The organism is Ruegeria sp. BE10, from assembly GCF_056538905.1.
On the sequence record NZ_JBQFTX010000004.1, the window covers coordinates 118,574 to 143,680 of the forward strand.

Here is a 25,107-nt window from a genome sequence, read left to right on the forward strand (position 1 = left end):
ACTAAGGAGCGTGTCATGTTCAAAGGCTCAATGCCAGCCCTCGTCACACCGTTTTCAAACGGCGAGTTGGACCTGAAGACGCTCAAACACTTGGTGGAATGGCAGATTCAGGAAGGCTCGACCGGGCTGGTTCCTGTGGGCACCACCGGTGAAAGCCCGACCCTTAGTCATGAAGAGCATGAAACCGTTGTGGAAGAGGTGGTCAAAGCGGCCGCCGGTCGTGTTCCGGTTATCGCCGGGGCGGGGTCGAATAACACGGTTGAGGCAATCCGCTTTGTGCGATTCGCAGAACGGATCGGTGCCGATGCAGCACTGGTGGTGACGCCGTATTACAACAAGCCGACCCAAAAGGGTCTGGTGGCACATTTCCGTGCGCTGCATGATTGCGCCGATATTCCGATCATCATCTACAACATCCCCGGTCGGTCGGTCGTCGACATGACCCCGGCAACCATGGGTGAACTGGCTGAACTGCCGCGCATCGTGGGCGTCAAGGACGCCACTGGTGATCTGGCGCGCGTCAGCCAGCAGCGTGCGGCCTGTGGGCCCGCGTTCTGCCAGCTGTCCGGCGAAGACGCGACCGCGCTGGGCTTTAACGCGCATGGCGGTGTTGGTTGCATCTCGGTGACCGCGAATGTCGCACCGAAACTTTGCGCCGAGTTCCAGCAGGCGACGTTGGCAGGCGATTTTGCCAAGGCGCTGGAATATCAGGATCGCCTGATGCCCCTGCACGAGGCGATTTTCCTCGAGCCGGGTCTGGTCGGGGCAAAATACGCGCTTAGCAAACTGGGTCTGTGCAGTGACGAGGTCCGCTCGCCTCTGACACCGCTGGAAAACAGCACCAAGGCCGCCATTGATGCCGCAATGGCCCATGCCGGTCTGATTTGAGCCAGGCCTGGCCGGATGTTTTCACCGGTTGGCAATCCCTTGGAAAAGACGGATTGGCCTGTCAGGCTAAAAAAGAAGGGGGCTGAGAGCCCCCTTTTATTATCGTTTTCCGTAGTACAGTCCAACGACGTGTTCGGCCTGTGCAAAGAATAGCCATCGGGAAATTGCAACGCCGGTCAGATGGGATAGGACGGCGAGCAATGCCAGTATGTGATGGAATGGCAGCATCAACAGGATCAGCGGTACGAAAATGGCCAACGTGAACGAGATGATCCGCAGCTTTTCTGCGTGTTTGCGCCCGACCACGTGGACGAATTCGCGCAGCAGATAGTTGGTGCCGGTATGGGGTGGTTCAAACGCCCGAACCGAACCGCGGCCGCCCAGGCCTGTAGCGGTGCCCAGATCAGTGCCGGATTGGACAAAGGCCTTGTCCCCTTGCCGCCAGTACATCAGTTGCACCGCGCCGGCGATCAACAACAACGGCATCGCCCAAGCAAGTTGCCCGGACAGAAGCGCCCCGCCCGCAAGGCTGAAGCTGAGGAACATGGCGGGTGTCAGCTTCATGTTCCAGCGCGGGATGGTCTTGAGCTGGGTATAGATCATCGATGTCGTGAACACTGTTGCCAGTGAGAACAAGGAACCGAGAATGCCCAGAGCGCCCCAGCGCTGCCCAAAAAACACCGCGCCGATGGCGTAAAGCCCCATCAGGACCAGGGCGATGACTGCGCACCAGCCTTCACGGCTGAGCCAGCTTGACCGCCATTGCGTAAAAGCCTTCATCGCGCGTTCCGGGTGGCCTAGGTGGAAGGTCGAGGCCAGCAAGCCGCCGACGGAAAGACCAAAGCCGATGGCAAAAAGCGCAAAGGCGACCCAGCCGGTGACGACGGGCAAGCCGAGGCCGAGGAAAAACAGCAGGCCAAAACCCAGGCCCGAGAGGGTGGTGAAGACGATGACGGAAGGTGCGGGATGCATCAGAGCTTCTCCAGAGTTTTGTCGAGCCAGCCAAGGAATCCTTTGGGTTCTTCGGCGACCGGGGCCAGCAGCGGGGCCAGAATGTCGATCTGATCCTCGATCTGATCCTTGGGCCTGGGTGGCAGATATTTGTTGACGGGTTTGGTGCCCATTTCCGGCATCAGGTCCATGCCCTCACGCTCAGCCACCAGTTTGCTGACGTCGCTGTCAGGATCGCCAAGATCACCGAAATGCCGGGCCCCGGCGGGGCAAGTGCGCACGCAAGAGGGGACACGATCCACCTCGGGCAGGTTCTCGTTGTAGATGCGATCAACGCACAGGGTGCATTTCTTCATCACACCTTCCGCCTGATCCAGCTCGCGCGCGCCATATGGGCAGGACCACGCGCATAGGCCACAGCCGATGCAGTCGCTTTCATTGACCAGAACGATGCCATCCTCGACCCGCTTATAGCTGGCCCCGGTGGGGCACACGGTGACGCAGGGCGCGTCTTCGCAATGCAGGCAGGATTTGGGGAAATGGATCAGCTGTGCGTGACCCTCATCCGGTGTCACCTCGTAGGAATGCACACGGTTCAGGAAGGTGCCCGACGGATTGGCGCCATAGGCATCCTGATCCGACAGCGGCGCGCCATAGTTTTCGGTGTTCCAGCCTTTGCAGGAAATCACGCAGGCATGGCAGCCAACGCAGGTGTCCAGGTCGATAACCAGACCCATCTTACGTTCGGTGGATTGGGGGAGTTGGGTCATTTGCCTACCTTCCACGCCAGATCTTTCGGGCCGGTTCCCACCGGCGATTTTATAGGATCGAATTCCGGTTGGCTTTCGGCGTCACCCGGGGCTTCGGCTTTTTCGATTTTGACCTTCAGGTCGAACCAGGCGGCCTGACCGGTAATGGGGTCGGAGTTGGCCCACCGCATGCCATCGCCTTTCGGCGGCATCAGCTCGTGAATCAGATGGTTCAGCAGGAAGCCTTTGGTGGCCTCGGGCGCGTCCTCTTGCAGGGCCCAGGCGCCTTTGCGCTTGCCGATGGCGTTCCAGGTCCAGACGGTGTTTTCATTCAGCGCTGCCATTTCCATGACCGGCACCGTGATTGCCCCATGCGGCGAGCTGACCTTGGCCCAGTCACCATCCTGCAACCCGTGCTCGCGCATCAGTTTGGTCGGGACATAAAGAGGGTTGCGCCCGTGCAACTGGCGCAGCCAGGCGTTCTGGGTGCCCCAGCTATGGTACATTGCCATCGGGCGTTGGGTCAGGGCGTTGACGGTGAAACCTTCGTTGCCTTGTTGATCGGTCTCGTACCAGATCGGCAGCGGGTCCATCGTGTCCTTGATGCGCTGGCGCAGATGCTCGGGTGGTTGCCTCTCACCATGGCCTTCGGCCGCCAGTTGGAATTTACGCATCGGTTCCGAGTAAAGCTGGAACAGGTAAGGTTGCGGGCTGTCATAGATACCCATGCCCACGGCCCAGTCCTGATAGGCTGCGTTCCAAGGTTTGTAGTAATCCGCACCTTCGGGAATATGCGCGACATAGAAGCCGCCGTTGTCGATATAGCGGTTCAGCTGTTCCGGGTTGACCTCACCACGCCCTTCCTTGTCACCATCGGGGCCACGGAATCCGGCCAGCGGGCCAATGCCCGGGCGGCGTTCGTGGTTTACGATATAGTCAGCGTAATCTTTCCATTTCGGGCTGCCATCTTCGTTGGTGAAGCCGGGCAGGTTCATGCGGTTGGCCAGTTCGATCAGCACCGACTGGAACCCCCGCACATCGCGGTCGGGTTCGATCACCGGCCAGCGGATCGCATCGGCGGCGGCATCAGCCTCGCAGATCGGGCGGTCCAGCAGCGAAATACAGTCGTGCCGTTCCAGATAAGTAGTGTCGGGCAAGACCAGATCGGCATAGGCCACCATTTCCGAGGAATAGGCATCGGAATAGATGATGTTCGGAATGACGTAATTTCCGTCATCATCCTTGGCGGTCAGCATTTCCATCACGCCTTTGGTGTTCATGGACGAGTTCCACGACATGTTTGCCATGTACATAAACAGCGTGTCGATCTTGTAGGGATCACCCGCAGCGGCGTTCGAGATCACCATATGCATCAGCCCGTGGGCCGACATCGGGTTTTCCCAGGTGAACGCCTTGTCGATGCGAATGGGGCTGCCGTCATCGTCCAGCAGCAGATCGTCGGGACCGCGTGGAAAGCCCAGATGCGGCCCATTCAGCGGTCGGCCCGGACGGCGGTCGCCATGCGGTGTCGGGTGCGCCTCGACCGGTTTAGGATAAGGCGGTTTGAAGCGGAAACCTCCGGGCACTTCGACAGTGCCCAGCAGGATTTGCAGCACGTGCAGCGCGCGGCAGGTCTGGAACCCATTGGCATGGGCCGAAACTCCGCGCATCGAGTGGAAGCTGACCGGACGACCGATCATCTTGGAGTGCTTCTCACCCCGGAAATCGGTCCATTCGTGGTCCAGCTCGATCGCTTCGTCAAAGGCAACGCGGGCGATTTCGGCCGCGATGGCGCGGATGCGTTGCGCCGGGATGCCACAGCGTTCGGCCACGGCCTCGGGCGCGTTGTCGTCGCTGAGGTATTTGTCCGCCATCAGGTGGAAGACCGGGCGGTGGGTGACGCCATCTTTTTCGTAGGTCGCCGACAGGTCAGGTCGCACACCCGGTTTGTCAAAGGCGGTCAGCTCGCCTGTGGTGCGGTCGATCACCAGCGGTTTTCCATCGGCGTCGCGCAGGAACAGGCCTTTCTCGGGGCCTTCGGCGGCATTCACCAGAACCGGCGCGTTGGTGTAGCGGCTGAGGTAATCAAGGTCGATCTTGCCCGCCTTCATCAGCACGTGGATCAGCGACAGGATGAACAGCCCGTCGGTGCCCGGCGTGATCCCGACCCAGTCATCGGCGACAGCGTTATAACCCGAGCGGATCGGGTTCACCCCGATCACCCGCGCGCCGCGCTTTTTGATCTTGCCGATGCCCATCTTGATCGGGTTGCTGTCATGGTCCTCGGCCACGCCGAACAGCATGAACAGCTTGGTGTGATCCCAGTCGGGCTGACCGAATTCCCAGAACGCGCCACCCATGGTGTAGATGCCACCCGCCGCCATGTTGACGGAACAGAACCCGCCATGGGCCGCATAGTTGGGGGTGCCGAAATTCTGCGCCCAGAAGCTGGTGAAGCTTTGGCTTTGGTCGCGACCGGTAAAGAAGGCCAGTTTCTGCGGCGCAGTTTCGTGCAGCTCGTTCAGCCAGCCAACGGCAGTGCTGATCGCTTCGTCCCATTCGATCTCGCGAAACTCACCCGAGCCGCGCGGGCCAACCCGGCGCAGCGGCTTGCGCAACCGCGACGGCGCGTTGACCTGCATGATCCCGGCCGAGCCCTTGGCGCACAAAACGCCCTTGTTCACTGGATGGTCGCGGTTGCCTTCGATATAGGCGACCTTGCCGTCTTTCATATGAACGTTGATGCCGCAGCGGCAGGCACACATGTAACAGGTGGTGCGCCGAACCTCGTCCGAGACTTTAGGGCTGGTGTCTATCTTCGGTTGCTGGATGGTCATCTGGCGTCCTTCTGTCGGGGCGGATCAGGTCAGGAAAGTTATTCCGGCTAGGATAATTCCTGCAATGAAAAGAGTTTCTACGACGATCAGGGCGATGGCAGCGCCGCCGACCGAAAGGATTTGTTTCAGGTTGGTTTTCATGCCCACCGCCGCGATGGCGATCAGCAGCAGCCACCGCGATGCCTGGCTTAGCAGTTCAGTGATGAAAGGCGGGATCAGGCCGAATGAGCTGGCGGCAGCCAGAACAAGAAATCCAAGGACAAAGCCCGGCAGGATCGGGGGCCGTTTGCCGGTTTCATCCATTTCAGCAACGCCTCGGATGATAAGCGACGCGACCAGAACCACCGGGGCCAGCATCGCCACACGGATCAGTTTCACCAGCGTTGCAGTATCGCCGGTCTGTTCCGAGATTGAAAAGCCTGCGCCGACCACTTGCGCCACGTCGTGGATCGTACCGCCCAGAAACACGCCCCCTGCGACATCGCTCATACTCAGAATGCGCACTAAGATCGGATAGGCGATCATCGCAATGGTCGATAGAACGGTGACGCCCAGAACGGTAAAAATCAGGCGCTCTTCGGATCGTTCATCCTTGGGTAGAATGGCGCTGATGGCCATCGCGGCAGAGGCCCCGCAAATCGCGACAGAACCGGCGGTCAGAAAGGCAAAGCGCCATTTGTGGCCAAAGAATCGGGCAACCAGAAGGCCAAAGCCAATTGTTGCTAGAACCCCGCCCACGACCAGAGCGATCAGGTCCCAGCCCAGCCCCATCATCAGCGTCATTGAAACCCGAACACCCAACAGCGCCACGCCCAGGCGTAGCAGCGATTTTGCGGCAAAGCCGATACCAGGGACGGTTTTACCCTCTTCCCCCAAAAAGCTAAGCGCAATGCCCAAAAGTAGAGCCATCAGCATGGCTGGCGTCGCGTAATGCTCAGACAGGAATTTGGCAGATACGGCAACGATGATCGCCACCAGAATGCCCGGGAAAAGGGTGCGGGCCTTTTGGGTGGCGTTTACACCGACAAGATTTGAAATCTGGGTCATGGCCAGCATTTATTCGACGGTCCTTCCTGACGCAGCGGCGTCATCGGCGAGTATGCCGCCGAAGTTATGCTGGTTCCGGATCAGCATGTCTCGGGCTCGGCATCGTCGTGCTGGGCCTGAACAGCGGTCACTGCAATCATGTGCAGAACATCATTTGCCGAACAGCCGCGTGACAGGTCATTTGCTGGTTTCGCCAGTCCTTGCAGAACCGGCCCGACGGCCTCGGCCCCGCCAATACGCTGTGCGATCTTGTAGCCAAGGTTCCCGGCATCGAGATTCGGGAAGACAAACACGTTGGCTTGCCCTTTCAACGGCGAATCCTTGGCCTTTTTGCTGGCAACTTCGGGCACGTAGGCGGCATCGAACTGCAGCTCTCCGTCGATCAGCAGATGCGGGCTTGCGGCTTTGGCGATCCGGGTGGCTTCGACCACCTTGGAAACTTTGGGATGGTTGGCGCTGCCGCCTGTGGAAAAGGACAGCATGGCAACACGGGGTTCTTGGCCGGTCAGTGCGTGGTACGACGCCGCCGATGCCTGCGCGATTTCGGCCAGTTCCCGTTCGTCGGGATCAACAACCAGACCGCAATCGGCAAAGATGTGAACACCCTGAACCGCGTGGTGGTCGCGGTCATAGATCATCAAAAAGAAGCTGGACACCATATGGGCGTCGGGGGCTTTGCCAATGATCTGCAAAGCGGCGCGCACAGTGTCCGAGGTGGTTTCTACCGCCCCTCCGACGGTGCCATCAGCCAGTCCCAGGTGGACCAGCATAGCGGCATAGTTCAGGCGGCTTCTGATCAGTTTCTGCGCGTTCTCGGGCGTCATGCCCTTGTGCTTGCGCAGCTCATAATAGGTCGTGGCGAACCGATCCGTATGGGGGGATGTCGCGGGGTCATGGATGGTAATCCCGTCCACATCGGATCCGCCTTTTTCCGCCAGCAAGGCGGTGATCTTGGCGTGATCGCCCACAAGGATGATATCGGCGGCATTTTCGGCACGCGCTTTCAGCGCACCTTCCACCACACGTGGATCATCGCCCTCAGCAAGGGCGATGATCTTTTTGGAACTGGTCGCAGCCCCAAGTATTTGGCGCAGGGGCTTCACGTAATTATGCTCCGGCCTGGGGCTTCATGTCCGCAGCGTCGATACCAGCGACCTCGACGGGCTTCTTCATCGCATCGCGGCGGAACGGGTCACCCAATTCCTGGTTGATCATCGCTTCGATCAGCGTGGTGATGCCGTTTTTCTGATCGATGATCGCCTGGTTCAGCGCCGCAGTCAGCTCGTCCTGTGTGCGCGCCTGAACGCCCTTCAGTCCACAAGCTTGCGCGATGCCCGCATACGATACTTGCTGGTCCAGCTCTGTGCCCACGAAGTTGTCGTCAAACCACAGGGTCGAGTTACGCTTTTCCGCGCCCCACTGATAGTTGCGGAAAACGATCTGGGTTACAGCAGGCCATTCTTCGCGACCAATCGCCGTCAGCTCGTTCACTGCGATGCCGAATGCGCCGTCACCTGAGAAACCGACAACCGGAACATCGGGGCAGCCAATCTTGGCACCGATAACCGCTGGCAGGCCATAGCCGCAGGGGCCGAAAAGGCCAGGAGCCAGATATTTGCGACCCTCTTCAAACGACGGATACGCATTGCCGATGGCGCAGTTGTTGCCGATGTCGGACGAGATGATTGCCTCTGTCGGCAGCGCCGCCTGAATTGCGCGCCACGCCATGCGCGGGCTCATCCAGTCGGGCTTGGCGGCACGGGCGCGCTCGTTCCAGGTGGTGCCCGGATCGTCGTTCTCGTGGGTCAGCGAGCTCAGCTCTTGCGCCCAAGCAGATTTGGTGGTGGCGATGGTGTTTTTGCGATCTTCTCGACCTGCGTCACCAGCATGATCACCCAGACGGGCCAGTAGACCTTCGGCAACTTTCTTGGCATCGCCAACGATGCCAACCGTGACATCTTTGGTCAGGCCGATACGGTCAGGGTTCAAGTCAACCTGAATGATCTTGGCGTCGGTCGGCCAGTAGTTGATGCCGTAGCCGGGCAGGGTCGAGAACGGGTTCAGACGGGTGCCCAGAGCCAGTACGACGTCTGCTTTGGCGATCAGCTCCATACCAGCTTTCGAGCCGTTATAGCCCAAAGGACCGGCAAACAGCGGGTGCGAGCCGGGGAAGGCGTCGTTGTGCTGGTAGCCAACGCAGACCGGTGCGGTCAAACGTTCGGCCAGCTCGGCAGATGCGGGGATCGCGCCGGACAGAACAACGCCAGCGCCGTTCAGGATGACGGGGAACTTGGCTTCCGACAGAATGTCAGCCGCTTCCTGCAGTGCCTCGTCACCGCCTGCGGTGCGAGCGAATTCAACGATCTTCGGCAGCTCGATGTCGATAACCTGGGTCCACATATCGCGCGGGATGTTCATCTGAGCCGGTGCCGAGGCACGCTTGGCCTGCAGGATTACCCGGTTCAGAACTTCGGCGACACGCGACGGGTCACGCAGTTCTTCCTGATAAGCCACGCAGTCCGAGAACATGCGCATCTGCTCCATCTCCTGAAAACCGCCCTGACCGATGGTTTTGTTCGCGGCCTGTGGTGTGATCAGAAGTACTGGCGTGTGGTTCCAGTATGCGGTTTTAACAGCCGTTACAAAGTTGGTGATCCCAGGACCGTTTTGCGCGATCATCATCGACATCTTGCCGGTCGCGCGGGTGTAGCCGTCGGCCATCATGCCGCCGGACCCTTCGTGCGCACAGTCCCAGAACGAAATTCCGGCCTTCGGGAAAATATCCGAGATCGGCATCATGGCCGAGCCGATGATACCGAACGCATGTTCGATCCCGTGCATCTGCAACGTCTTAACGAATGCTTCTTCAGTCGTCATTTTCATGTGTGTGATCTCCGCGCATGTGTGGAATGGCCGGGCCCGGTGCCCCGCCTTTGCATACGGTTTTGACCTATGGGGGAAGGCTGCGTTAGGGCCAGATGGATTTGCGGAATATGTCCAGTATGGCGCTAACAGCCGCGGATGGCCTCTGCGATCAATTTCACACCCGGTTCGATACGGTCCTGCCGGATCGAGGAATAGCCGATACGGTAGAAATTCTTCGGCTGATCCGGCCCCGAAAAGAACGGCGCGCCGGGTTCGATATGAACGCTCTGGCCCTGCAGCGTGTGGGCCAGTTGCGTTGTGTCGACGTGTTCAGGGGCAGACATCCACAGGGATGATCCGCCCATGATGCCACGCCCGGCCACTGTCAGCCCGTGTTTGTCGATCGCTTGGTCCAAGGCTTCGCGCCTGCGCGCCAAAGCCTTGGACATGCGTCGGATCTGCGCGTCGTAATGGCCCAATGACAGGAAATAGGCGGCGGTGCGCTGGATGTGCCCCGGCGGGTGGCGCAACACCAACGAACGCAGCGCCCGCGCCTCGCGGATGAAAGGTTCCGAGCCGACCATGTATCCCAGGCGCAATCCCGGAAACAGCGATTTTGAAAAGCTGCCAACATAGATCACGCGGCCATCGCGGTCCATCGACTTCAACGCCGGAGAGGGCGCGCCCAGAAAGGCCATTTCGAATTCATAATCGTCTTCGACCACCATCGCGTCCAGGTCATGCGCGCGTTCCAGCAATTTGTGCCTACGCTCAACGGGCATAGTTGCAGTGGTTGGGCTTTGGTGACTGGGCGTCGTAAAGATAACGTCGGCGGTGTCAGGCAATGTCTCAGGGGGCAGACCGTCGCGGTCGACGGGTATCGGAGTCACGTCGCAATCCCAATGCTCTAGCAGGCTGCGCAGAGAGTAATAGCATGGGTCTTCGATCACCGCGGTGCGATTGTGGGTAAGCAAGATACGCGAGGCCAGCCACAGCGCGTTCTGTGCGCCCATGGTGATCAGAATCTCTTCGGGGCGGGCGGCGATGCCGCGGCGGGGCAGGGTGTGACGGGCGATGAATTCGACCAGCAGCGGATCATCCTGATCCACGTAATCGGTGGTGAGGGATTCGAAATCCTTGTGCCCAAGGGCGCGTACGGCACACAGGCGCCAGTTGGCGTGGTCAAAAAGATTGCGATCCGCCTGCCCGTAAATGAATGGATAGCGATAGCTGCGCCAGTCCCGTGGTTTCGACAGCATGTCCCCGCCCGAGAATCGGCGGGCCAGCGCAGCATCCCAATCCACGGTTTCGGCACCACGCTGAAGGGGGGTGTATTTCGGCGGCACCGGTGCGTTTTGCGAGACGAAATAGCCCGAACGTCCCTTTGCCGTCAGATAATCATTGGCCAGCAGTTCGGTATAGGCCAGCGTCACCGTAATTCGGCTGACACCCAGATGGGCGGCCAGTTTGCGTGATGAGGGCAGCTTTTCCCCGACATGAAACCTGCCGGACAGTATGCCTTCGGCAATCATCTGCTGGATCTGCGCCTGCAGCGTACCTTGCCCGTTCAGCTCAAGAAAGAATGTGTCGACCGATATTGCCATGAGGTCTTATAGGGTGGACCTAAAAGATGAGCAATCTGGACTTATGACTTTTCCAAAAATTCCCGCGTTGCCGTGCTTGACGGTGGGTTTCAATTAACCTAAATAACTAGAAATCTAGTTTAATGGAGAATCGAATATGTGGGAAACTGCTGCAGCAGGATTTTCGGCCATGGGGTCCGAGGCCCGGTTGAAGGTTCTGAGAACTTTGGTCCGCGCCGGGCAGGCGGGCCTGACGGTTGGTGAAATTCAAGGGCGGACGGGAATAGCACCGTCAACTTTGGCGCATCACCTTCGTTTTTTGGCCGCGGGCGGTGTCGTGGAGCAAGAGAAAGTCGGGCGCAGCACGATCAACCGTGCCTGCTATGACGAGTTGAGAAATCTGGCGCAGTTCATCCTTGCCGAATGCTGCGCGGACGAAGTGGGAAAGGCCGCGAACGATGGCTGAACTGACGCAAAATCCCAAAGTGCCCGTGAAGGCGCTTGATCTGATCAAAACCCCTTGGGCATTGATCGTTGCAATCCTGGCCGCCGTGGCTGTTCTGGACCCTGGTAACTGGGTTGAAGTCGTGACATTTGCTGGTAAGGCGCTGATCCATACCGGCCAGTATATCCTGTTTGCCGTTTTGTTGCTGTCCTACCTCAAGGCGACCGGGGCCGAAGTGATGGTCGCGCGCGCCTTTGAAGGGCGCGAGACGCGGATGATCTTCCTTGCTGCGGTGTTTGGTGGATTGGCGCCGTTCTGTTCCTGTGAGGTCATCCCGTTCATTGCCGGATTGCTGGCGCTGGGTGCGCCCCTGTCTGCGGTGATGGCGTTTTGGCTCAGCTCTCCGTTGATTGACCCGCCAACCCTGTTGATCACCGCCGGTGCGTTGGGATGGCCCTTTGCGATAGGCAAGGCGGTTGCTGCGGTGGCGCTGGGTCTGTTCGGCGGTTTCGTTGTGCGCGGCCTGATGCGCTCGGGCGCCTTTGCCCAACCGCTGCGCGACTACAAACCGGCCGGTTGCAGCGCTTGTGGTGGCCCAAAACAGGATGACAAACCGGTCTGGAGATTCTGGCAGGAAGCTGAGCGTCGTCAGAGGTTCCGGTCGGAATTCGTTCACAACGGGCTGTTCCTGCTGAAATGGCTGGCCCTGGCTTATGTGTTAGAGGCGCTGTTGGTCAGCTATGTTCCGGCCGATCTGATCGCCCGCGTGGTGGGGGGCGAAGGTGTCGTACCCATCGTGATCGCGGCGTTGGTTGGGATGCCTGCCTATCTGAATTCCTACGTCGCGCCGCCACTGCTGGCGGGGCTGACGGAGCAGGGGATGAGTGCGGGGGCCGCGATGTCGTTCATGATCGCGGGTGCGGTCAGCTCGATCCCTGCGATGGCAGCGGTGTGGTCACTGGTCAAACCACGGGTCTTTGCCACCTATCTGGGGCTTGGGATTACCGGGGCGATCATTGCTGGTATTCTGTTTCAGATGATCTAAAGGAAAAACCGCCCGGAGATACCTCCGGGCGGTTTTGCTTATTGGTTGGCCTCGCACAGGCTCGGCAATTTGAACCTGTACCGTGCCTCTCCGCTGTTTACGTAGACACGTTTTTCAACACAGGCTGTGGTGCCTACTGTTCGTGCGACATGCTCTTTGGGTTCGTTGATGGAGGTGGCCGACCCATCCGGCAATTGAATCGAGGCTATGACACCGTTCTTCAAGTCACCGTTCACGGGGGTTGCCGACAGAACCGAAACGGTCAGGTACGAGTCATGTTCGTGCGCGCCGTTGTCATTGAAAACCAGCAATGCGGTAGCAATCGAGATGGTGCCGACGATTGCAACCGCCAACAAACCCCATGTCTTCAAAAAAGCATAGATCGATACGGCGCGGTGCGGGCCAAAGATTTTGGACAAGATGGTCAGCATGGAACCCCTGCGGGAAAAAAGCCCCAGCCTGTTCGGACCGGGGCCATCTGTGCCTTAGGGGCGCAGATCGTCTTCGTCTTCGTCCTCGGTCCCGCCTTTGGGCAGGTTGAAGAAGCTGTCGGCGTCGATGACCGGCTCTTCTTCTTTCTCTTCCACAGGCTCGTCAGACAGCGAGAAGGTTTCCAGACCTTCGATGGCGGTCGGGATCTTGGGTGCTGCGTCCATTTCCAGCGACTGTTCGGTCGAAACCAGCTTGCGGCGTTCGTCATCGCTCATGACGCCACCTTCGGCTGCCTTCTTGGCCGCGGCTTTCTGAACGATGGCGTCCAGCTCGGATTGCTTGCACAAGCCCAGCGCAACCGGGTCGATCGGTTGCATGTTCGAAATGTTCCAGTGGGTGCGCTCGCGGATCGATTGTATGGTCGGCTTGGTGGTGCCGACCAGCTTGGCGATCTGACCGTCGCTAAGCTCGGGGTGGAACTTTACCAGCCACAGGATCGAGTTCGGACGGTCCTGCCGTTTGGACAGCGGGGTATAGCGCGGACCACGACGTTTTTCTTCACCGCTGGCAGCGGGGTTGAACTTGAGCTTCAGCTTATGCAGCGGGTTACCCTGCGCCGAGTCGATCTCATCCTGGGTCAGCTGGTTGTTTGCGATGGGATCGAACCCTTTCACGCCCACGGCCACGTCGCCATCAGCGATGCCTTGCACTTCCAGCTCGTGCATGCCCACGAAATCCGCGATCTGCTTGAAGCTGATCGTGGTGTTGTCCACCAGCCATACGGCTGTTGCCTTGGCCATAAGCGGTTTTGCCATCAGCCCGTCTCCTATAAATACATCTGTCCCGTCGCCGGAATTCGGCGGCCCCGTGGTTTTGGGGCAGGTTTCCGTTGTCGGGGAACTTGGGGCCTATATAGTCGCGGCAAGGCAAGAAGGGAAGAGGCGAATGCGCTGGGTGATTTTGTGGGTCTTGAGCGCGGTCGCCGCACTGGCAGACGGAGAGAAGGCTGGCGAGTTCGACTACTACGTTCTGTCGTTAAGCTGGTCGCCCAACTGGTGCGCCCGCGAAGGCGATGCGCGCGGGTCGGACCAATGCGATGCGCGCCGTGATCACGGTTGGATATTGCATGGGTTGTGGCCGCAATATCACCAGGGTTGGCCGGCGTTCTGTCGCACGGCTGAGGCACCGCCAACGCGCCGCATGACACGCGAAATGACGGATATTCAGGGCTCTTCGGGTTTGGCGTGGCACCAGTGGAAAAAGCACGGAACCTGTTCGGGGCTGTCCGCGCCCGACTATTTCGCGCTGTCTCGGCAGGCTTATGACGGAGTTGTGCGTCCGCAGGTGTTCCGCCAATTGGAGACATCGGTCAAGTTACCCGCCTCGGTGGTCGAAGAGGCGTTTTTGAAGGCCAATCCCGGTTTAGAGCGGGACATGATCACAATCACCTGCAAGCAGGGCTATATTGAAGAGGTCCGTCTGTGCCTGTCGCGCGACCTTAATCCAGTGCCTTGTGGCCGCGACGTTATCCGCGATTGCACAGCCAAGGACGCGCTGTTCGATCCGATTCGTTAGAGCTTCCGGTTCTGGCAGTCGCGGGCATAGTCCAGCGCTTTGGCGGTGCCCTTGAGATCAATCGCCATCACCACCTCACCGGCCGGGTTATAGACGGTCATGGTTTTGTTCTGCGCGATGGCGTTGACGAAACTGCGGTCGGTAAAGAACACTGTCGCGCCCGGCACGTCACGCTGATTGAAGCCGATGGCAGTGGCATCAAAGCTTTTACCATCGAGTTCGAAGCGGATTGGGTAACTCTTACCCTGCTCAATATCGCCCCAGGCCTTGTTGTAGACGGCGAAATACCCGCGATTGTCCAACGCGTCATAGCCGATACGCACCACCGAGAGATCCTGATAGATCGTCTGGATCAGGCACCCATTTCCAAGCGCGGGGTCCATCATGATGTTCCAGCCTTCGACAAAGCCTTTGTCGATGAGTTCCTGCGACCAAGCTGCAGTTGCGGTGAAGGCGGCGATTGTGAGGGCGAGAAGGCGGGTCATCAAACAACTCTCAAACTAATAGGGTTCTATTGACGTTATTAATTTTTTATTGAATTACAAAGGTATAACTTCTTTGTAAGAAATTACAGTGACTTGGAGCCGATGAAGCTGTTGCTCACCGCGCTATTCAGCGTTTTCGCATACTCTATGACTTCTCTATTCCTGTTCGGAGGTGTTTTTCAGCCAATAGCATTTATTACGATTTGGAACGGTCGATTGGGTGCCCCATTTTGGTTGGCTTTTGTGTTTCTCGGCGGTTTTTTTGGTTTTTTTGTTGGTGCGTTCTTAAGTAAGCTTGGTTTCAAGTCCCAAGTGACCCTGCCGGTGTTTATTGTCATGGCTATGAGCCTTTCAGGCGTGTTTGTCGGGTCGTATACAAGCTTTCTACGTGCCCGAGAAATCAATGCCTTCGGTGCGGACGTAGAGTTTAGGAATTCGTTCTTTCAAACGCTTCGAAATGCGCCAAGAGAGTTTCAGTTCTATTTACATGCAGCAGCCCTAAAAGACTGCGTTCCATATGCTTGGAGTTATCGGAGCATGTCATTTTATCAACTGCCGAACAACGTCGCGGTCAATGTTCTGCCGTATGAATGGTTGGTGCAATGCAATATCACCAGAAATTAGCTTGAGCACTTGTCAAACGGAACACCTGACAAGATCAAAGCTCTTTCCGCGCCCTCAACGCAGCCGTGATCGTCCCGTCATCCAGATAATCCAGCTCTCCGCCAATCGGCACGCCTTGCGCCAGCGAGGTCAGGCGGACCTGTCCCTCCAACTGATCGGCAATATAATGCGCGGTGGTCTGGCCGTCGACGGTGGCGTTCAGGGCGAGGATGATCTCGGTGATCCCTTCGGCTGTCACGCGGTCCTTGAGGCGAGGAATGCGAAGTTCGTCCGGGCCGACACCGTCCAGTGCCGACAACGTGCCGCCCAGAACGTGATAACGGCCCTTGAATACGCCTGCGCGTTCCATTGCCCACAGGTCGGCCACGTCTTCGACCACGCATAGCTCTCCGGTCGCGCGGTCCTCGCTGTCGCAGATGTCACAGATATCGGTGGTGCCGACGTTGCCGCAGTTCAGGCATTCGCGGGCGGTGATGGCAACTTGCTGCATGGCGTCCGACAGGGGTGTCAGCAGCAGGGCGCGCTTGCGGATCAAGTGCAAAACCGCGCGGCGGGCCGAGCGGGGGCCTAGGCCCGGCAGCTTGGCCATCAGATCGATCAGGTTGTCGATATCGCTGTTCGAACTCACCGAGGGCGCTCCTGCAAATGGGCCGGGCAGGGGCGCCCGGCCGATGATCCGTCAGGAGGGTGTATCAGAACGGCAGCTTGATGTCTGCGGGCAGGCCCATGCTTTCGGTCAGCTTCGCCATTTCGGCCTGTGCGCGTTCAGTCGCTTTGGTTTGTGCGTCCTTGATGGCGGCCAGGATCAAGTCCTCGACCACTTCCTTGTCGTCGCCGTTAAAGATCGATGGGTCGATGTCCAGACCTTTCAGCTCACCTTTTGCGGTGGCGGTGGCCTTCACCAGTCCTGCACCGGATTCGCCAACGACCATCATGTTGTTCAGCTCTTCCTGCATGTCGGTCATCTTGGCCTGCAAGTCCTGCGCGGATTTCATCATCTTGGCCATGTCGCCCAGACCGCCGAGTCCTTTGAGCATCGGTATTCTCCTGTGTATCGCTTTGTCGCCTAAATACGGGCGGTACCCGTGTGGCACAAGGGGGTGGGGTTGCTCCCGCCCGTCGTCAAGGTCTTTGAAAGACCTTTCCTCCCGTTGGGCCCGGCAGCGCGGACAAAGCCCGCGCTGCCGGGCCCAAGGCCGCTCATGGCGATCGGCGTCAGCCGATGGCCCGTGGCGGGCGCGGGAGAATTTCGGGTGTGTGTGTTGAAGTGGCTCAGTCTTCCTCGAACGGGTCCCATTCGTCTTCGACCTCGGGCAGGGCTTCGGTTTCGACCTTGGCTGCGCGTTGCTCTGGCGTTTCGATGCTTTTGATCCGCGCCTTCGGGAATTGGGCCAGAACCGCCTGCACCAGCGGGTGTTCGCGGGCTTCTGCCTTCAATGCTTCCTCAGCCGCGTTTTCCTTTTCATAGATCGTCTCGCCACCGCCTTCGTTGACGACAGTGACTGCCCAGCGGTTGCCGGTCCATCGCTGCAGGGCGGTCCCCAGACGTTGCGCCAACTGGGCCGAGGCACGCTGGGTCGGTTGGAATTCGATACGCCCGGGTTGATAGGCTGCAAGCCGCAAAGACCGCTTGACCTCATCCAGAAGCACGCCGTCCCGGTTTGCGCGGATCAGTTCGACCACATGATCGAAGGTCGGATAACGTGCCAGGGCGGCCTGCACATCCTGCGCCAACGCCGCGCTGGGAGCGCCGCTGCCGCCACCATGGGCGGGAGCTGAATAAGAAGATGACACCGGCACTTGCGTCTGAACCGCGGCATGCGATGGCGCCGGAATCCCGCCACCGGGTCCGCCATTTGGCGGTGGGGGCGTGTCTTGCAGACGTTTGATCAACTCTTCCGGGCTGGGCAGGTCAGCCACATGGGTCAGTCGGATCACTGCCATTTCAGCTGCCATCATGGCATTTGGGGCCGCCGAGACCTCTTCGAGCGCTTTAAGCAACATCTGCCACATCCGGGTCAGGACGCGCATCGGCAGGGCCTCGGCCATTTGTTGACCACGCGCGCGCTCGTCCGGCGAAACGGTGGGATCATTGGCTGCGTCTGGCGTGATTTTAACCACAGAGACCCAATGGGTGATCTCGGCCAGATCGCGTAGCACGGCCAGCGGATCGGCTCCTTCGGCATATTGCCCGCCCAACTCGGTCAGTGCGCCTGCAGCGTCCCCGCGCAGGATCATGTCCATCAGGTCCAGTACCCGACCGCGATCAGCCAGGCCCAGCATCGCGCGGACCTGATCGGCGCTGGTTTCACCCGCACCGTGCGAGATCGCCTGATCCAGCAGCGAGGTCGCGTCCCGGGCCGAACCCTCGGCTGCACGGGTGATCAGCGCCAGCGCGTCATCCGCGATCTGAGCGTTTTCAGCCGCCGCGATCTTGCCGAGCAGGCTGATCATGTCCTCGGGTTCGATCCGGCGCAGGTCGAACCGTTGGCAGCGCGACAGAACCGTCACTGGCACTTTACGAATCTCGGTGGTGGCAAAGATGAACTTCACATGCTCGGGTGGTTCTTCAAGCGTCTTGAGCAGCGCGTTGAACGCGCTGGTCGACAGCATGTGGACCTCGTCGATGATATAGATTTTGTAGCGCGCGCTGGCGGCGCGATAGCGGACACTGTCGATGATCTCGCGGATATCGTTCACACCAGTACGGCTGGCGGCGTCCATCTCCATCACGTCAACGTGGCGGCCTTCCATAATGGCCACGCAATGTTCGCATTGGCCGCAGGGCTCAGTCGTTGGCTTGCCTTCACCATCGGGGCCGATGCAGTTCATGCCCTTGGCGATGATCCGTGCCGTGGTGGTTTTGCCGGTGCCGCGAATGCCGGTCATGATGAAAGCCTGCGCGATCCGGTCGGCCTCGAACGCATTTTTCAGCGTGCGCACCATTGCGTCTTGACCGACGAGATCGGCAAAGGTTTCCGGGCGGTATTTGCGGGCAAGAACTTGATAGGCGGGGCTGGGCGTGTCGTTCATATCTGCTCTGTCGGATTCGGGTTCCGATGCAGCGTAGAGACCCCTGCCGCCCGCGTCCACAGCAGGCTTGGGTGAATTTCGGTTTGCAGCACAATTTGCACGCCTTAGAAGCGAGTATCAGGGAGGGTCCGTAGTGAGCCAGTTCGCACTTCATTCAGTTCAGATTGGAAACGGCACCGTTGCCTTGTCGCCCCTTCCGGGGCGCGGTGGCGGGTATACGCGGGACTTGGGAACGATCCGCGACTGGCAGCCGGATCTTGTGATCTCGATGACCACCGAGGTCGAAATACTGCAAGAGGGCGCAAGTGGGCTTGGCGAAGACCTGCACGCACTCAATATCGAATGGGTGCATCTGCCGGTTGCGGATTTCGGTACGCCGCCTCCTGAGGTTGACGCGGCGTGGGGCAGTGTCAGCCCTGCGGCGACTGATATTCTGTCCCGCGGGGGGCGGGTGCTGGTGCATTGCCGGGGCGGCTGTGGCCGGTCCGGGATGATCGTGCTGCGCCTTATGGTCGAGCATGGCGAAGACCCCGAGACAGCGTTGACCCGTTTGCGTGCGGTGCGGTCCTGCGCCGTCGAGACCGACGGCCAGATGAAATGGGCAGCCCTTGGGCGGACGCGCGACTAGATCAGAGCGCCACCTGTCGTTCTGCCTGTGCCACCGGGTTGGGCGGGATCGCTGTGACCTCAAGCATGGCGCAGGGTGGGGTGGTTAGCATGCCTGCGGGGCGCATGGTCACATCCGGGCCGAACATCATATCTGCGAAAACATCCAGCGACTCGAGGGGCGCATCCTCGCTTGATCCACAAAAGACCCGGATCAGGTCTTTTTGAGCGCGAAACCGTGCGCTGCATCCTTGCGTGCAATAGGCCAGCTCAGTGCTGCCGTCGAACTCAAAATCAGGCGTCGTCGCCGGAACGGCAGCATCCATCGCCTGCACGATCGCGCGCGCCATCTGTGCCAGCGCCGGGCAGGTTTTTCCTGTGCGTTGGCAAACGGTTGCGGTAAATTGGTGTGTCTTTGTCTTCCAGATCATATTGCGCCCTCCGCGCGTGGAACGGGGGCATGGATCAGGTGTGGCAGCGTGCTGACGACCTGCCCGGACACCCCGTCCGAGTTTCGGTTTCTTGTTCGATGGCAGGTCTCCTGACTTGCGGGTCGTTGCGTTGCCGACCTTCCCAGCCTTGCGGCCAGTGGTGTTTCGGCATTGCTCACCGCTTACAGTTGCGGGGGCAGTCGCGGCCTTGGTTCGTTCCGGTTTTCCGGGCAGAACCGCACCGTGTTCCCTTTTCATCCCGCCCCGGGGACCGGGGACGAGAACCATCACCCAATCGCTAGCGGGTAGGAGTGACCTGAGTCAAGCCGCCTTTTGGTAGGGCAAAGTGGACGCGTGGTCATGCGGAAACAGGATTGACTTAGGGTGGCAAAAGATGCCGTTTGGGGTGGTGAACTAATCGGTTCAGATTGAGGGCGCCATGCTGGATACCGCACAAGCTGTTTTAACCGAGGATTTTCAGTTTCCTTCTGGTTCGACCCAACTGTCGGCTCGGCTGTACCTGCCGGTGGCCGAACCTGGGATCGCAGTGGTGATCCACAGCGCCACCGGAGTGCCGCGCGACTATTATCAGCATTTCGCACGCTGGTTGGCTGCGGAACATGGCATTGCCTGTCTGACCTATGATTACAGCGATTTCGGTCATTCGCAGAGCAAGCCATTGAAGTCAGCTCAGGCCACGATGGCGGATTGGGCGCTGATCGACATGCCTGCGGCTCGGGCCGAGATGCGCAGGCGATACCCCGACGCGCAGCACTGGAGCATCGGCCATTCCGTCGGCGGTATGCTGGGGCCGATTCAACCCGATATTGATCAGATCGACCGTATGATCTGCGTCTGCGCCGGGCCGGTGACTGTGTCGGACCATCCCTGGCCTTATCGGGCGTTGGCTTTGCTGTTTTGGTACGGACACGCGCCCCTGGCCGTAAAAGCGCTGGGTTACCTGCCGGGCAAGGCACTAGGATTCGGATCGAACCTGCCTGCTAGCGTCTATTGGCAGTGGCGCCGCTGGTGTACTGCGCCGCGCAACTACCTGCCCGAAATTGGCGTGTCCTTGCCCGAGGCCCGCTGGGCACAGTCAGACACACCAGTGGATCTGTTCAGCTTTGAGGATGACGATCTGGTGCCAAAGAACGCGGTCTGGCGGCTGGCTGATCTGTACGGGCCCAACGCACGCCGCCATTTGTTGTCTCCGGCCGAGTTCGGACTGTCCGAGGTTGGCCATATCGGTGCCTTTGCCCGGCGCAATTCGGCTGTCTGGCCACGGTTGATTGCCTAGGCCTGTTCGCAACAATTCAATGTCGGGAGTTTAAGTGAGAGGTTGGACATCGACCCAAGCGGGGCTCGTTGTGGCTGCTTCCTTCCGGACCTGACCAGGTTGGCGAGGCGCTCGCCCGCGCCAACCTCTCGGGGTCTGATATAGGCAACGGGCGCAGGAAACACAACCCGTCAGAGCGCCAAACGGATCAGCAAAAAGCCCTCATCGTCTTCTCCGACGACGTGAGGGTCATATTCTTCAAGCTCGGCAATGTGGGTTTGTGCCTTCGGACCGGTTCTTAATAGCGCAGTCGCGCCCTGCATCGGGGCAAAGCCAAAAGGATAGGACGCATATTGCAAGGGATCTTGCGGCAGTGCGCCGGACAGATAGTCCTGCAAGACGCGCTGAACAGGCAGGTTCGGCAGCGCGATGGGCTCGGCCTGATCCACAAAGGGAAAGTGACCCCCGCCATTGGCACGGTAATTGTTCAGTGCGACGACGAACCGTTGATCGGCGGCCATCGGTTGGCCGTCAAAGCGAATGTTGCGAATGCGCCGGTTGACGGGGTCGATCAAGTGACCGCCAGCGTCGAACCGAGCCGGTTGAGAGAGATCAAATTGATAAGTAAGCCCCTGTATAATATCAAAATTATGCCCCGCCCTGTTGATGTCGACCAATGTGGTCTGATGTCCCGGCGTAATCTGGTTGAACACGCCTGCAGACATCTCAAGCCAGTCGCTGATCTGCTCTCCGGTGACAACTACCGCCTGCAGCTCATTGGGAAACGCATACATGTCGTTGACATGGCGCAGGCATATCTGGCCGGGCGGGACGTCGGTGAAAAACCGGGGGCCGGCACGCCCCCCGAACTTTGAAGGCGCGGTCGCGGACAGAACAGGAAAATCCGCAAATGACGTGTCCTGCAGATAGGGCCGCAGGGCTGCTGCCTGGGCCGCGGCGGTCAGAACCAAACCTCTGTCCGGGGCGCAAAAACTGAAATAGCTGTGCAAATGCTTATCGGTCTGGCCAACGGGTTGCGCCGTGCGCCGCCGAGTTTCCGAATGGCCCCGGGCGAAAAGGCGCGCCAAAACAGGGTCTTCCTGGATAGGCTTGGGTGAGCCGTCGGGTTTGGTTGGGCATATCGACTGCAGACTGACGCGATGATCCTGAACGGTCCAATGGCCATTTCCCGCCCTGTCCAATGTCAGGTCGATCACCCCCAGAAATGACCCGGACGCACCGGGCATGACCACCGGCTTTCCGTGAACCAGACCCCGATTTGCATCGACGTGCTCAATCCCGTCATGTGCGTTTCCGGGCAGTGTCAGATGTGAATGCCCGGCAATCAGCGCATCAATTCCTTCGATACCGGCCAGCGGGATGACGGCATTTTCCAAACCCGTTTCCGGTTCGGCCGACCCTATCCCTGTATGCGCCAATGCAAGGATCAAATCGCAACCCTGCGCTTTCAGATTCGTCACTTTTTGTGCGGCGCAGGTCAGGATATCTTCGATGACGACCTTGCCTTGCAGCAAGTGTGCTTCCCATTTGGCTGTCTGCGGTGGCAGGACTGAGAACGCACCAATTTTCAGCGTAACATGTTGATCATAAAATTTTATTTCTCGATTCAAAATCGCATGATCTTGCCAGCAGGAGGGGGCGTCTTGTCGGTGTGCATTGCTGCAAATCACCGGGCACGCAGCATCTGCAATTACACGGTCCAGCGTTTCCAGCCCAAAGCCGAAATCATGATTTCCGAGGCCGATTGCGTCATAACCCAGCTCGGAAAATGCTTGCATCAGGATGTGCGGTGCATTTTCGGATTGAACCGCCCATTCCCCCAGTGGCGTGCCTTGCAGTGAATCTCCGTTGTCGCACAGAACCACCAGAGCACCCTGCGCTTCGGCCTCGGACTTGGCTGCGCGGATCAGGCTGGCGGTGCGGGTAAATCCGATTGAGGGGTCGGGGGTGTCCGAATAATAATCGAAGCCGCATAGATTCATATGCAGATCGGATGTTGCCAGAACCCGTATCTTCAGTGGTGCGCGGGACGGGAGAAGGGGATGTGTCAAATTTCTACTTCTGGCGGTTATATGTTAATCATTTTCTCCAAAAAGTATAATAAATGCAACTTGCATAGCGTGCTTTCAGTCAATTGACGACTTCAAGTTTTCGGGTGGTGCGAATTGGCATTGCAACATTGGCATTGCAACAAAAGGGCAGCCGTGGCAGCCCTGTGCCGACGACCCAAGGGAAATCCTATGAAACACGCGGAACTGGTGACATTTGGCAGCTCGGGCCTTGATCGCGCGGCGCATATTCGAGGGAATGCAGACCATTTGGCGCAGGTGCGCGCGCATCCGCAAGCGACCTGCCTGTTGCTGTGGCGTGGTAAGCCGCTGGTTCAGGGGGAAGCACTGGACCACCTGGGGTTGATTCCCATGACCCACGGACTGGTACAAAGCGGCCCGGGCGGCAGTATTGAAGAACCTGTATTTCTGGGACTTTCAGACGGTGATCCGGTTTTTGCGCTGGATATCTCGGGCTGGTCCCCCGAGGGGCTGGACATGTCGCAGGTCGGTGCCTTTATCGACCCGTCGGAACAGCAGCACCCGGACCTGCCAACAGGCCATGTCTTTGCTGAGTTGCGCCGGATCATGACCCGGCTGTCTGCCCGCGATGCGGAATTGGCTGCGGCCGCCAAGGCCGTTATTGGCTGGCACGAAACGCATCGGTTCTGTGCCCGTTGTGGCGCACCCAGCGAAGTATCCCAAGCTGGATGGCAGCGCAGTTGCGCCGAATGCGGTGGGCAGCATTTTCCGCGCACCGATCCGGTGGTCATTATGCTGATCACCCATGGGGATTCGGTTTTGATGGGGCGGTCACCGGGCTGGCCCGAGGGGATGTATTCCCTGCTGGCTGGATTTGTCGAGCCCGGAGAAACGCTTGAGGCAGCGGTTCGACGTGAGGTGATGGAAGAGGCAGGTGTGTCGGTTGGCCCGGTCAGCTATCTATCCAGCCAACCCTGGCCATTCCCGGCCTCGCTGATGTTTGGTTGCGCGGGTGAGGCGTTGTCGCGCGAGATCACCATTGATCCGGTGGAAATCGAAGATGCAATGTGGGTCAGCAAGCCCGAGATGATGCAGGCCTTTGCCGGGGAGCACCCGGTCCTGTTGCCAGCTCGCAAGGGGGCCATTGCGCATTTCCTGCTGCAAAACTGGCTTGCAGATACGCTGGACTGACAAAATACTAGGCCAATAGACAAGAGACCCACGAACCATCATGCAGTTTACAGCACGCGAAGATATCGAAGCCCCGATCAATGCGGTGTTCGAAATGGTCGCTGACTTTGAGCGGTTCGAACGCATGGCCATGCGCCGGGGGATCGAAGTAAGGCGCATGTCGGGTCATATGGGTGTTGTGCCCGGTACGCAGTGGGAAACCGAGTTCAACCTGCGTGGCAAGCCCCGCCATGTTGCGATTGAGATGGCTGAATGCGACCCGCCTGCCTTGATGCGGTTTCAGGCAGCAAGCAAGGGCATGAACGGGACAACAACTGTCGAGTTTCTGGCCTTGTCGCAGCGCCGCACCCGCTTGAGTGTCGAGATGGCGCTGGCGGCGAAAACTCTGCCGGCCCGGTTGTTGCTGCAGTCACTGAGACTAGGCCAGTCGCGGTTCCGACGACAATTCCAACTGCGGCTCAGCGAGTTCGCGCGCGAGATGGAAGAACGCCATCTGCACGGTTCCTGACAGGAGGCAAATGGACAATCTGATCATCCGACAGGCCGGTTTGGACGACGTCCAAGGCATTTCAGACGTGTTGCATGAAATCACTGCTGCCGGAAAACGCACAAGACCGAGTGACCCGGGCTTTGTACTGACGAACTATGTCGGGCACCCGGATCAGTTGACATGTGTCTTGGCACTCAGCGAAACCCGACTTTTGGGGTTCCAGTCCATGAAACGGGCGGTCGCAGCCAATCCTTACGGAGTACAAGTCGGCTGGGGAATCATTGGTACCCACATTCGACCCTCGGCCGCGCGTTGCGGGGTGGGGCGGGCCTTGTTTCAGGCGACATTGAAGGTTGCCAAAGAGCAGGGCATTCCCGCCATCGACGCCACCATTGCGGCGAGTAACGCCGAAGGTTTGGCCTATTACGCCGCAATGGGGTTTATCGATTACAGATCACACGAAGGGGCTGTGTGCAAAGCCCACACAGTTAGATGAAACCAGG

The 25,107-nt window shown here is 59.1% G+C and carries 25 protein-coding genes, 1 other RNA gene and 1 riboswitch; of the genes, 10 read left to right on the forward strand and 16 right to left on the reverse strand.

Annotated elements, in window-relative coordinates; genetic code table 11:
- Positions 1-15: 15 nt before the first annotated feature.
- A complete protein-coding gene (dapA, locus tag ACR0M2_RS10955) occupies positions 16-888 on the forward strand; it encodes a 4-hydroxy-tetrahydrodipicolinate synthase (protein ID WP_170351012.1) in 873 nt (290 codons plus the stop codon).
- Positions 889-987: 99 nt separating this feature from the next.
- Here dapA and ACR0M2_RS10960 read toward each other — a convergent pair whose 3' ends face one another.
- From ACR0M2_RS10960 to pdxR, 7 genes are all read right to left on the reverse strand, one after another.
- Positions 988-1,860: a dimethyl sulfoxide reductase anchor subunit family protein gene (locus ACR0M2_RS10960; protein WP_480705086.1), complete on the reverse strand. Its 873-nt coding sequence runs from the start codon at positions 1,858-1,860 to the stop codon at positions 988-990.
- On the reverse strand, positions 1,860-2,609 hold the full coding sequence (locus tag ACR0M2_RS10965) for a 4Fe-4S dicluster domain-containing protein (RefSeq protein ID WP_170362313.1): 750 nt from the start codon (positions 2,607-2,609) through the stop codon (positions 1,860-1,862). Before ACR0M2_RS10965 ends, ACR0M2_RS10960 begins: the two co-directional genes overlap by 1 nt.
- Positions 2,606-5,425: a molybdopterin oxidoreductase family protein gene (locus ACR0M2_RS10970; RefSeq protein ID WP_480705088.1), complete on the reverse strand. Its 2,820-nt coding sequence runs from the start codon at positions 5,423-5,425 to the stop codon at positions 2,606-2,608. Before ACR0M2_RS10970 ends, ACR0M2_RS10965 begins: the two co-directional genes overlap by 4 nt.
- 24 nt (positions 5,426-5,449) lie before the next feature.
- A complete protein-coding gene (locus ACR0M2_RS10975) occupies positions 5,450-6,472 on the reverse strand; it encodes a YeiH family protein (protein ID WP_480705310.1) in 1,023 nt (340 codons plus the stop codon).
- Between the two features lie 80 nt (positions 6,473-6,552).
- On the reverse strand, positions 6,553-7,575 hold the full coding sequence (gene pta, locus ACR0M2_RS10980) for a phosphate acetyltransferase (protein ID WP_480705090.1): 1,023 nt from the start codon (positions 7,573-7,575) through the stop codon (positions 6,553-6,555).
- A gap of 4 nt (positions 7,576-7,579) precedes the next feature.
- Positions 7,580-9,355, reverse strand: a complete 1,776-nt coding sequence (gene xsc, locus ACR0M2_RS10985) for a sulfoacetaldehyde acetyltransferase (protein WP_170398326.1) — start codon at positions 9,353-9,355, stop codon at positions 7,580-7,582.
- Between the two features lie 125 nt (positions 9,356-9,480).
- Complete coding sequence (gene pdxR / locus ACR0M2_RS10990) at positions 9,481-10,941, reverse strand: MocR-like pyridoxine biosynthesis transcription factor PdxR (protein ID WP_170398329.1); 1,461 nt, start codon at positions 10,939-10,941, stop codon at positions 9,481-9,483.
- A gap of 136 nt (positions 10,942-11,077) precedes the next feature.
- On the opposite strand from pdxR, the gene ACR0M2_RS10995 reads away from it, so the two are divergent.
- Complete coding sequence (locus ACR0M2_RS10995) at positions 11,078-11,386, forward strand: ArsR/SmtB family transcription factor (RefSeq protein WP_170413807.1); 309 nt, start codon at positions 11,078-11,080, stop codon at positions 11,384-11,386.
- Complete coding sequence (locus ACR0M2_RS11000; RefSeq protein ID WP_480705092.1) at positions 11,379-12,410, forward strand: permease; 1,032 nt, start codon at positions 11,379-11,381, stop codon at positions 12,408-12,410. The genes ACR0M2_RS10995 and ACR0M2_RS11000 overlap by 8 nt, the downstream gene beginning before the upstream one ends.
- Positions 12,411-12,448: 38 nt before the next feature.
- On the opposite strand, the gene ACR0M2_RS11005 is transcribed toward ACR0M2_RS11000, so the two are convergent.
- Both ACR0M2_RS11005 and ACR0M2_RS11010 read right to left on the reverse strand, forming a co-directional pair.
- Entirely contained in the window at positions 12,449-12,841 is a 393-nt protein-coding gene (locus ACR0M2_RS11005; RefSeq protein ID WP_170362307.1) for a hypothetical protein, read from the reverse strand.
- A gap of 54 nt (positions 12,842-12,895) precedes the next feature.
- On the reverse strand, positions 12,896-13,657 hold the full coding sequence (locus ACR0M2_RS11010) for a DUF1013 domain-containing protein (RefSeq protein ID WP_480705094.1): 762 nt from the start codon (positions 13,655-13,657) through the stop codon (positions 12,896-12,898).
- Positions 13,658-13,787: 130 nt separating this feature from the next.
- Here ACR0M2_RS11010 and ACR0M2_RS11015 point away from each other — a divergent pair, with 130 nt between their 5' ends.
- Positions 13,788-14,417: a ribonuclease T2 family protein gene (locus ACR0M2_RS11015; RefSeq protein WP_480705096.1), complete on the forward strand. Its 630-nt coding sequence runs from the start codon at positions 13,788-13,790 to the stop codon at positions 14,415-14,417.
- On the opposite strand, the gene ACR0M2_RS11020 is transcribed toward ACR0M2_RS11015, so the two are convergent.
- Entirely contained in the window at positions 14,414-14,902 is a 489-nt protein-coding gene (locus tag ACR0M2_RS11020) for a hypothetical protein (RefSeq protein ID WP_170351000.1), read from the reverse strand. The genes ACR0M2_RS11015 and ACR0M2_RS11020 overlap by 4 nt on opposite strands.
- A gap of 102 nt (positions 14,903-15,004) precedes the next feature.
- Between ACR0M2_RS11020 and ACR0M2_RS11025 the strand changes: the two genes are divergently transcribed.
- The gene (locus ACR0M2_RS11025) at positions 15,005-15,526 is read left to right on the forward strand and encodes a hypothetical protein (RefSeq protein ID WP_170362305.1); all 522 of its coding nucleotides are present in this window, start codon (positions 15,005-15,007) and stop codon (positions 15,524-15,526) included.
- A gap of 34 nt (positions 15,527-15,560) precedes the next feature.
- On the opposite strand, the gene recR is transcribed toward ACR0M2_RS11025, so the two are convergent.
- The 3 genes from recR to ACR0M2_RS11040 all read right to left on the reverse strand — a co-directional run bounded on the left by recR (position 15,561) and on the right by ACR0M2_RS11040 (position 18,559).
- A complete protein-coding gene (gene recR, locus ACR0M2_RS11030; protein WP_170350998.1) occupies positions 15,561-16,154 on the reverse strand; it encodes a recombination mediator RecR in 594 nt (197 codons plus the stop codon).
- Positions 16,155-16,218: 64 nt separating this feature from the next.
- Complete coding sequence (locus ACR0M2_RS11035; protein ID WP_170350997.1) at positions 16,219-16,563, reverse strand: YbaB/EbfC family nucleoid-associated protein; 345 nt, start codon at positions 16,561-16,563, stop codon at positions 16,219-16,221.
- Between the two features lie 235 nt (positions 16,564-16,798).
- On the reverse strand, positions 16,799-18,559 hold the full coding sequence (locus ACR0M2_RS11040) for a DNA polymerase III subunit gamma/tau (RefSeq protein WP_480690642.1): 1,761 nt from the start codon (positions 18,557-18,559) through the stop codon (positions 16,799-16,801).
- 133 nt (positions 18,560-18,692) lie between these two features.
- Between ACR0M2_RS11040 and ACR0M2_RS11045 the strand changes: the two genes are divergently transcribed.
- Entirely contained in the window at positions 18,693-19,187 is a 495-nt protein-coding gene (locus ACR0M2_RS11045) for a protein-tyrosine phosphatase family protein (protein WP_480705097.1), read from the forward strand.
- A 1-nt stretch (position 19,188) separates the two neighbouring features.
- On the opposite strand, the gene ACR0M2_RS11050 is transcribed toward ACR0M2_RS11045, so the two are convergent.
- Positions 19,189-19,596, reverse strand: coding sequence for a hypothetical protein (locus ACR0M2_RS11050; protein WP_480705099.1), 408 nt, complete (start codon positions 19,594-19,596; stop codon positions 19,189-19,191).
- Positions 19,597-19,679: 83 nt separating this feature from the next.
- Positions 19,680-19,900: riboswitch (cobalamin riboswitch) on the reverse strand.
- A 135-nt stretch (positions 19,901-20,035) separates the two neighbouring features.
- Between ACR0M2_RS11050 and ACR0M2_RS11055 the strand changes: the two genes are divergently transcribed.
- On the forward strand, positions 20,036-20,893 hold the full coding sequence (locus ACR0M2_RS11055; RefSeq protein WP_480705101.1) for an alpha/beta hydrolase family protein: 858 nt from the start codon (positions 20,036-20,038) through the stop codon (positions 20,891-20,893).
- Between the two features lie 32 nt (positions 20,894-20,925).
- On the opposite strand, the gene ffs is transcribed toward ACR0M2_RS11055, so the two are convergent.
- An RNA gene (gene ffs, locus ACR0M2_RS11060) (signal recognition particle sRNA small type) lies at positions 20,926-21,024 on the reverse strand.
- A gap of 39 nt (positions 21,025-21,063) precedes the next feature.
- Positions 21,064-22,944 carry a bifunctional 2',3'-cyclic-nucleotide 2'-phosphodiesterase/3'-nucleotidase gene (locus tag ACR0M2_RS11065; protein ID WP_480705103.1) on the reverse strand — a complete coding sequence of 627 codons (1,881 nt, stop codon included), beginning with the start codon at positions 22,942-22,944 and terminating at the stop codon, positions 21,064-21,066.
- A gap of 189 nt (positions 22,945-23,133) precedes the next feature.
- On the opposite strand from ACR0M2_RS11065, the gene nudC reads away from it, so the two are divergent.
- Genes nudC through ACR0M2_RS11080 form a run of 3 tightly spaced genes read left to right on the forward strand, consistent with a single transcriptional unit; the run spans position 23,134 to position 25,100 of the window.
- Entirely contained in the window at positions 23,134-24,114 is a 981-nt protein-coding gene (gene nudC, locus ACR0M2_RS11070) for an NAD(+) diphosphatase (RefSeq protein ID WP_480705105.1), read from the forward strand.
- A gap of 40 nt (positions 24,115-24,154) precedes the next feature.
- On the forward strand, positions 24,155-24,622 hold the full coding sequence (locus ACR0M2_RS11075) for an SRPBCC family protein (protein WP_170350991.1): 468 nt from the start codon (positions 24,155-24,157) through the stop codon (positions 24,620-24,622).
- A 10-nt stretch (positions 24,623-24,632) separates the two neighbouring features.
- The gene (locus ACR0M2_RS11080) at positions 24,633-25,100 is read left to right on the forward strand and encodes an N-acetyltransferase family protein (protein ID WP_480705107.1); all 468 of its coding nucleotides are present in this window, start codon (positions 24,633-24,635) and stop codon (positions 25,098-25,100) included.
- The last annotated feature ends 7 nt before the right edge of the window (positions 25,101-25,107 follow it).

What these genes read in the sequence shown, in the direction of transcription:
- dapA (WP_170351012.1), top strand. Translation starts at nt 16, where the DNA reads ATGTTCAAAGGCTCAATGCCAGCCCTCGTCACACCGTTTTCAAACGGC.
- ACR0M2_RS10960 (WP_480705086.1), bottom strand. Translation starts at nt 1,860, where the DNA reads ATGCATCCCGCACCTTCCGTCATCGTCTTCACCACCCTCTCGGGCCTG.
- ACR0M2_RS10965 (WP_170362313.1), bottom strand. Translation starts at nt 2,609, where the DNA reads ATGACCCAACTCCCCCAATCCACCGAACGTAAGATGGGTCTGGTTATC.
- ACR0M2_RS10970 (WP_480705088.1), bottom strand. Translation starts at nt 5,425, where the DNA reads ATGACCATCCAGCAACCGAAGATAGACACCAGCCCTAAAGTCTCGGAC.
- ACR0M2_RS10975 (WP_480705310.1), bottom strand. Translation starts at nt 6,472, where the DNA reads ATGACCCAGATTTCAAATCTTGTCGGTGTAAACGCCACCCAAAAGGCC.
- xsc (WP_170398326.1), bottom strand. Translation starts at nt 9,355, where the DNA reads ATGAAAATGACGACTGAAGAAGCATTCGTTAAGACGTTGCAGATGCAC.
- pdxR (WP_170398329.1), bottom strand. Translation starts at nt 10,941, where the DNA reads ATGGCAATATCGGTCGACACATTCTTTCTTGAGCTGAACGGGCAAGGT.
- ACR0M2_RS10995 (WP_170413807.1), top strand. Translation starts at nt 11,078, where the DNA reads ATGTGGGAAACTGCTGCAGCAGGATTTTCGGCCATGGGGTCCGAGGCC.
- ACR0M2_RS11000 (WP_480705092.1), top strand. Translation starts at nt 11,379, where the DNA reads ATGGCTGAACTGACGCAAAATCCCAAAGTGCCCGTGAAGGCGCTTGAT.
- ACR0M2_RS11005 (WP_170362307.1), bottom strand. Translation starts at nt 12,841, where the DNA reads ATGCTGACCATCTTGTCCAAAATCTTTGGCCCGCACCGCGCCGTATCG.
- ACR0M2_RS11010 (WP_480705094.1), bottom strand. Translation starts at nt 13,657, where the DNA reads ATGGCAAAACCGCTTATGGCCAAGGCAACAGCCGTATGGCTGGTGGAC.
- ACR0M2_RS11015 (WP_480705096.1), top strand. Translation starts at nt 13,788, where the DNA reads ATGCGCTGGGTGATTTTGTGGGTCTTGAGCGCGGTCGCCGCACTGGCA.
- ACR0M2_RS11020 (WP_170351000.1), bottom strand. Translation starts at nt 14,902, where the DNA reads ATGACCCGCCTTCTCGCCCTCACAATCGCCGCCTTCACCGCAACTGCA.
- ACR0M2_RS11025 (WP_170362305.1), top strand. Translation starts at nt 15,005, where the DNA reads ATGAAGCTGTTGCTCACCGCGCTATTCAGCGTTTTCGCATACTCTATG.
- ACR0M2_RS11035 (WP_170350997.1), bottom strand. Translation starts at nt 16,563, where the DNA reads ATGCTCAAAGGACTCGGCGGTCTGGGCGACATGGCCAAGATGATGAAA.
- ACR0M2_RS11040 (WP_480690642.1), bottom strand. Translation starts at nt 18,559, where the DNA reads ATGAACGACACGCCCAGCCCCGCCTATCAAGTTCTTGCCCGCAAATAC.
- ACR0M2_RS11050 (WP_480705099.1), bottom strand. Translation starts at nt 19,596, where the DNA reads ATGATCTGGAAGACAAAGACACACCAATTTACCGCAACCGTTTGCCAA.
- ACR0M2_RS11055 (WP_480705101.1), top strand. Translation starts at nt 20,036, where the DNA reads ATGCTGGATACCGCACAAGCTGTTTTAACCGAGGATTTTCAGTTTCCT.
- nudC (WP_480705105.1), top strand. Translation starts at nt 23,134, where the DNA reads ATGAAACACGCGGAACTGGTGACATTTGGCAGCTCGGGCCTTGATCGC.
- ACR0M2_RS11075 (WP_170350991.1), top strand. Translation starts at nt 24,155, where the DNA reads ATGCAGTTTACAGCACGCGAAGATATCGAAGCCCCGATCAATGCGGTG.
- ACR0M2_RS11080 (WP_480705107.1), top strand. Translation starts at nt 24,633, where the DNA reads ATGGACAATCTGATCATCCGACAGGCCGGTTTGGACGACGTCCAAGGC.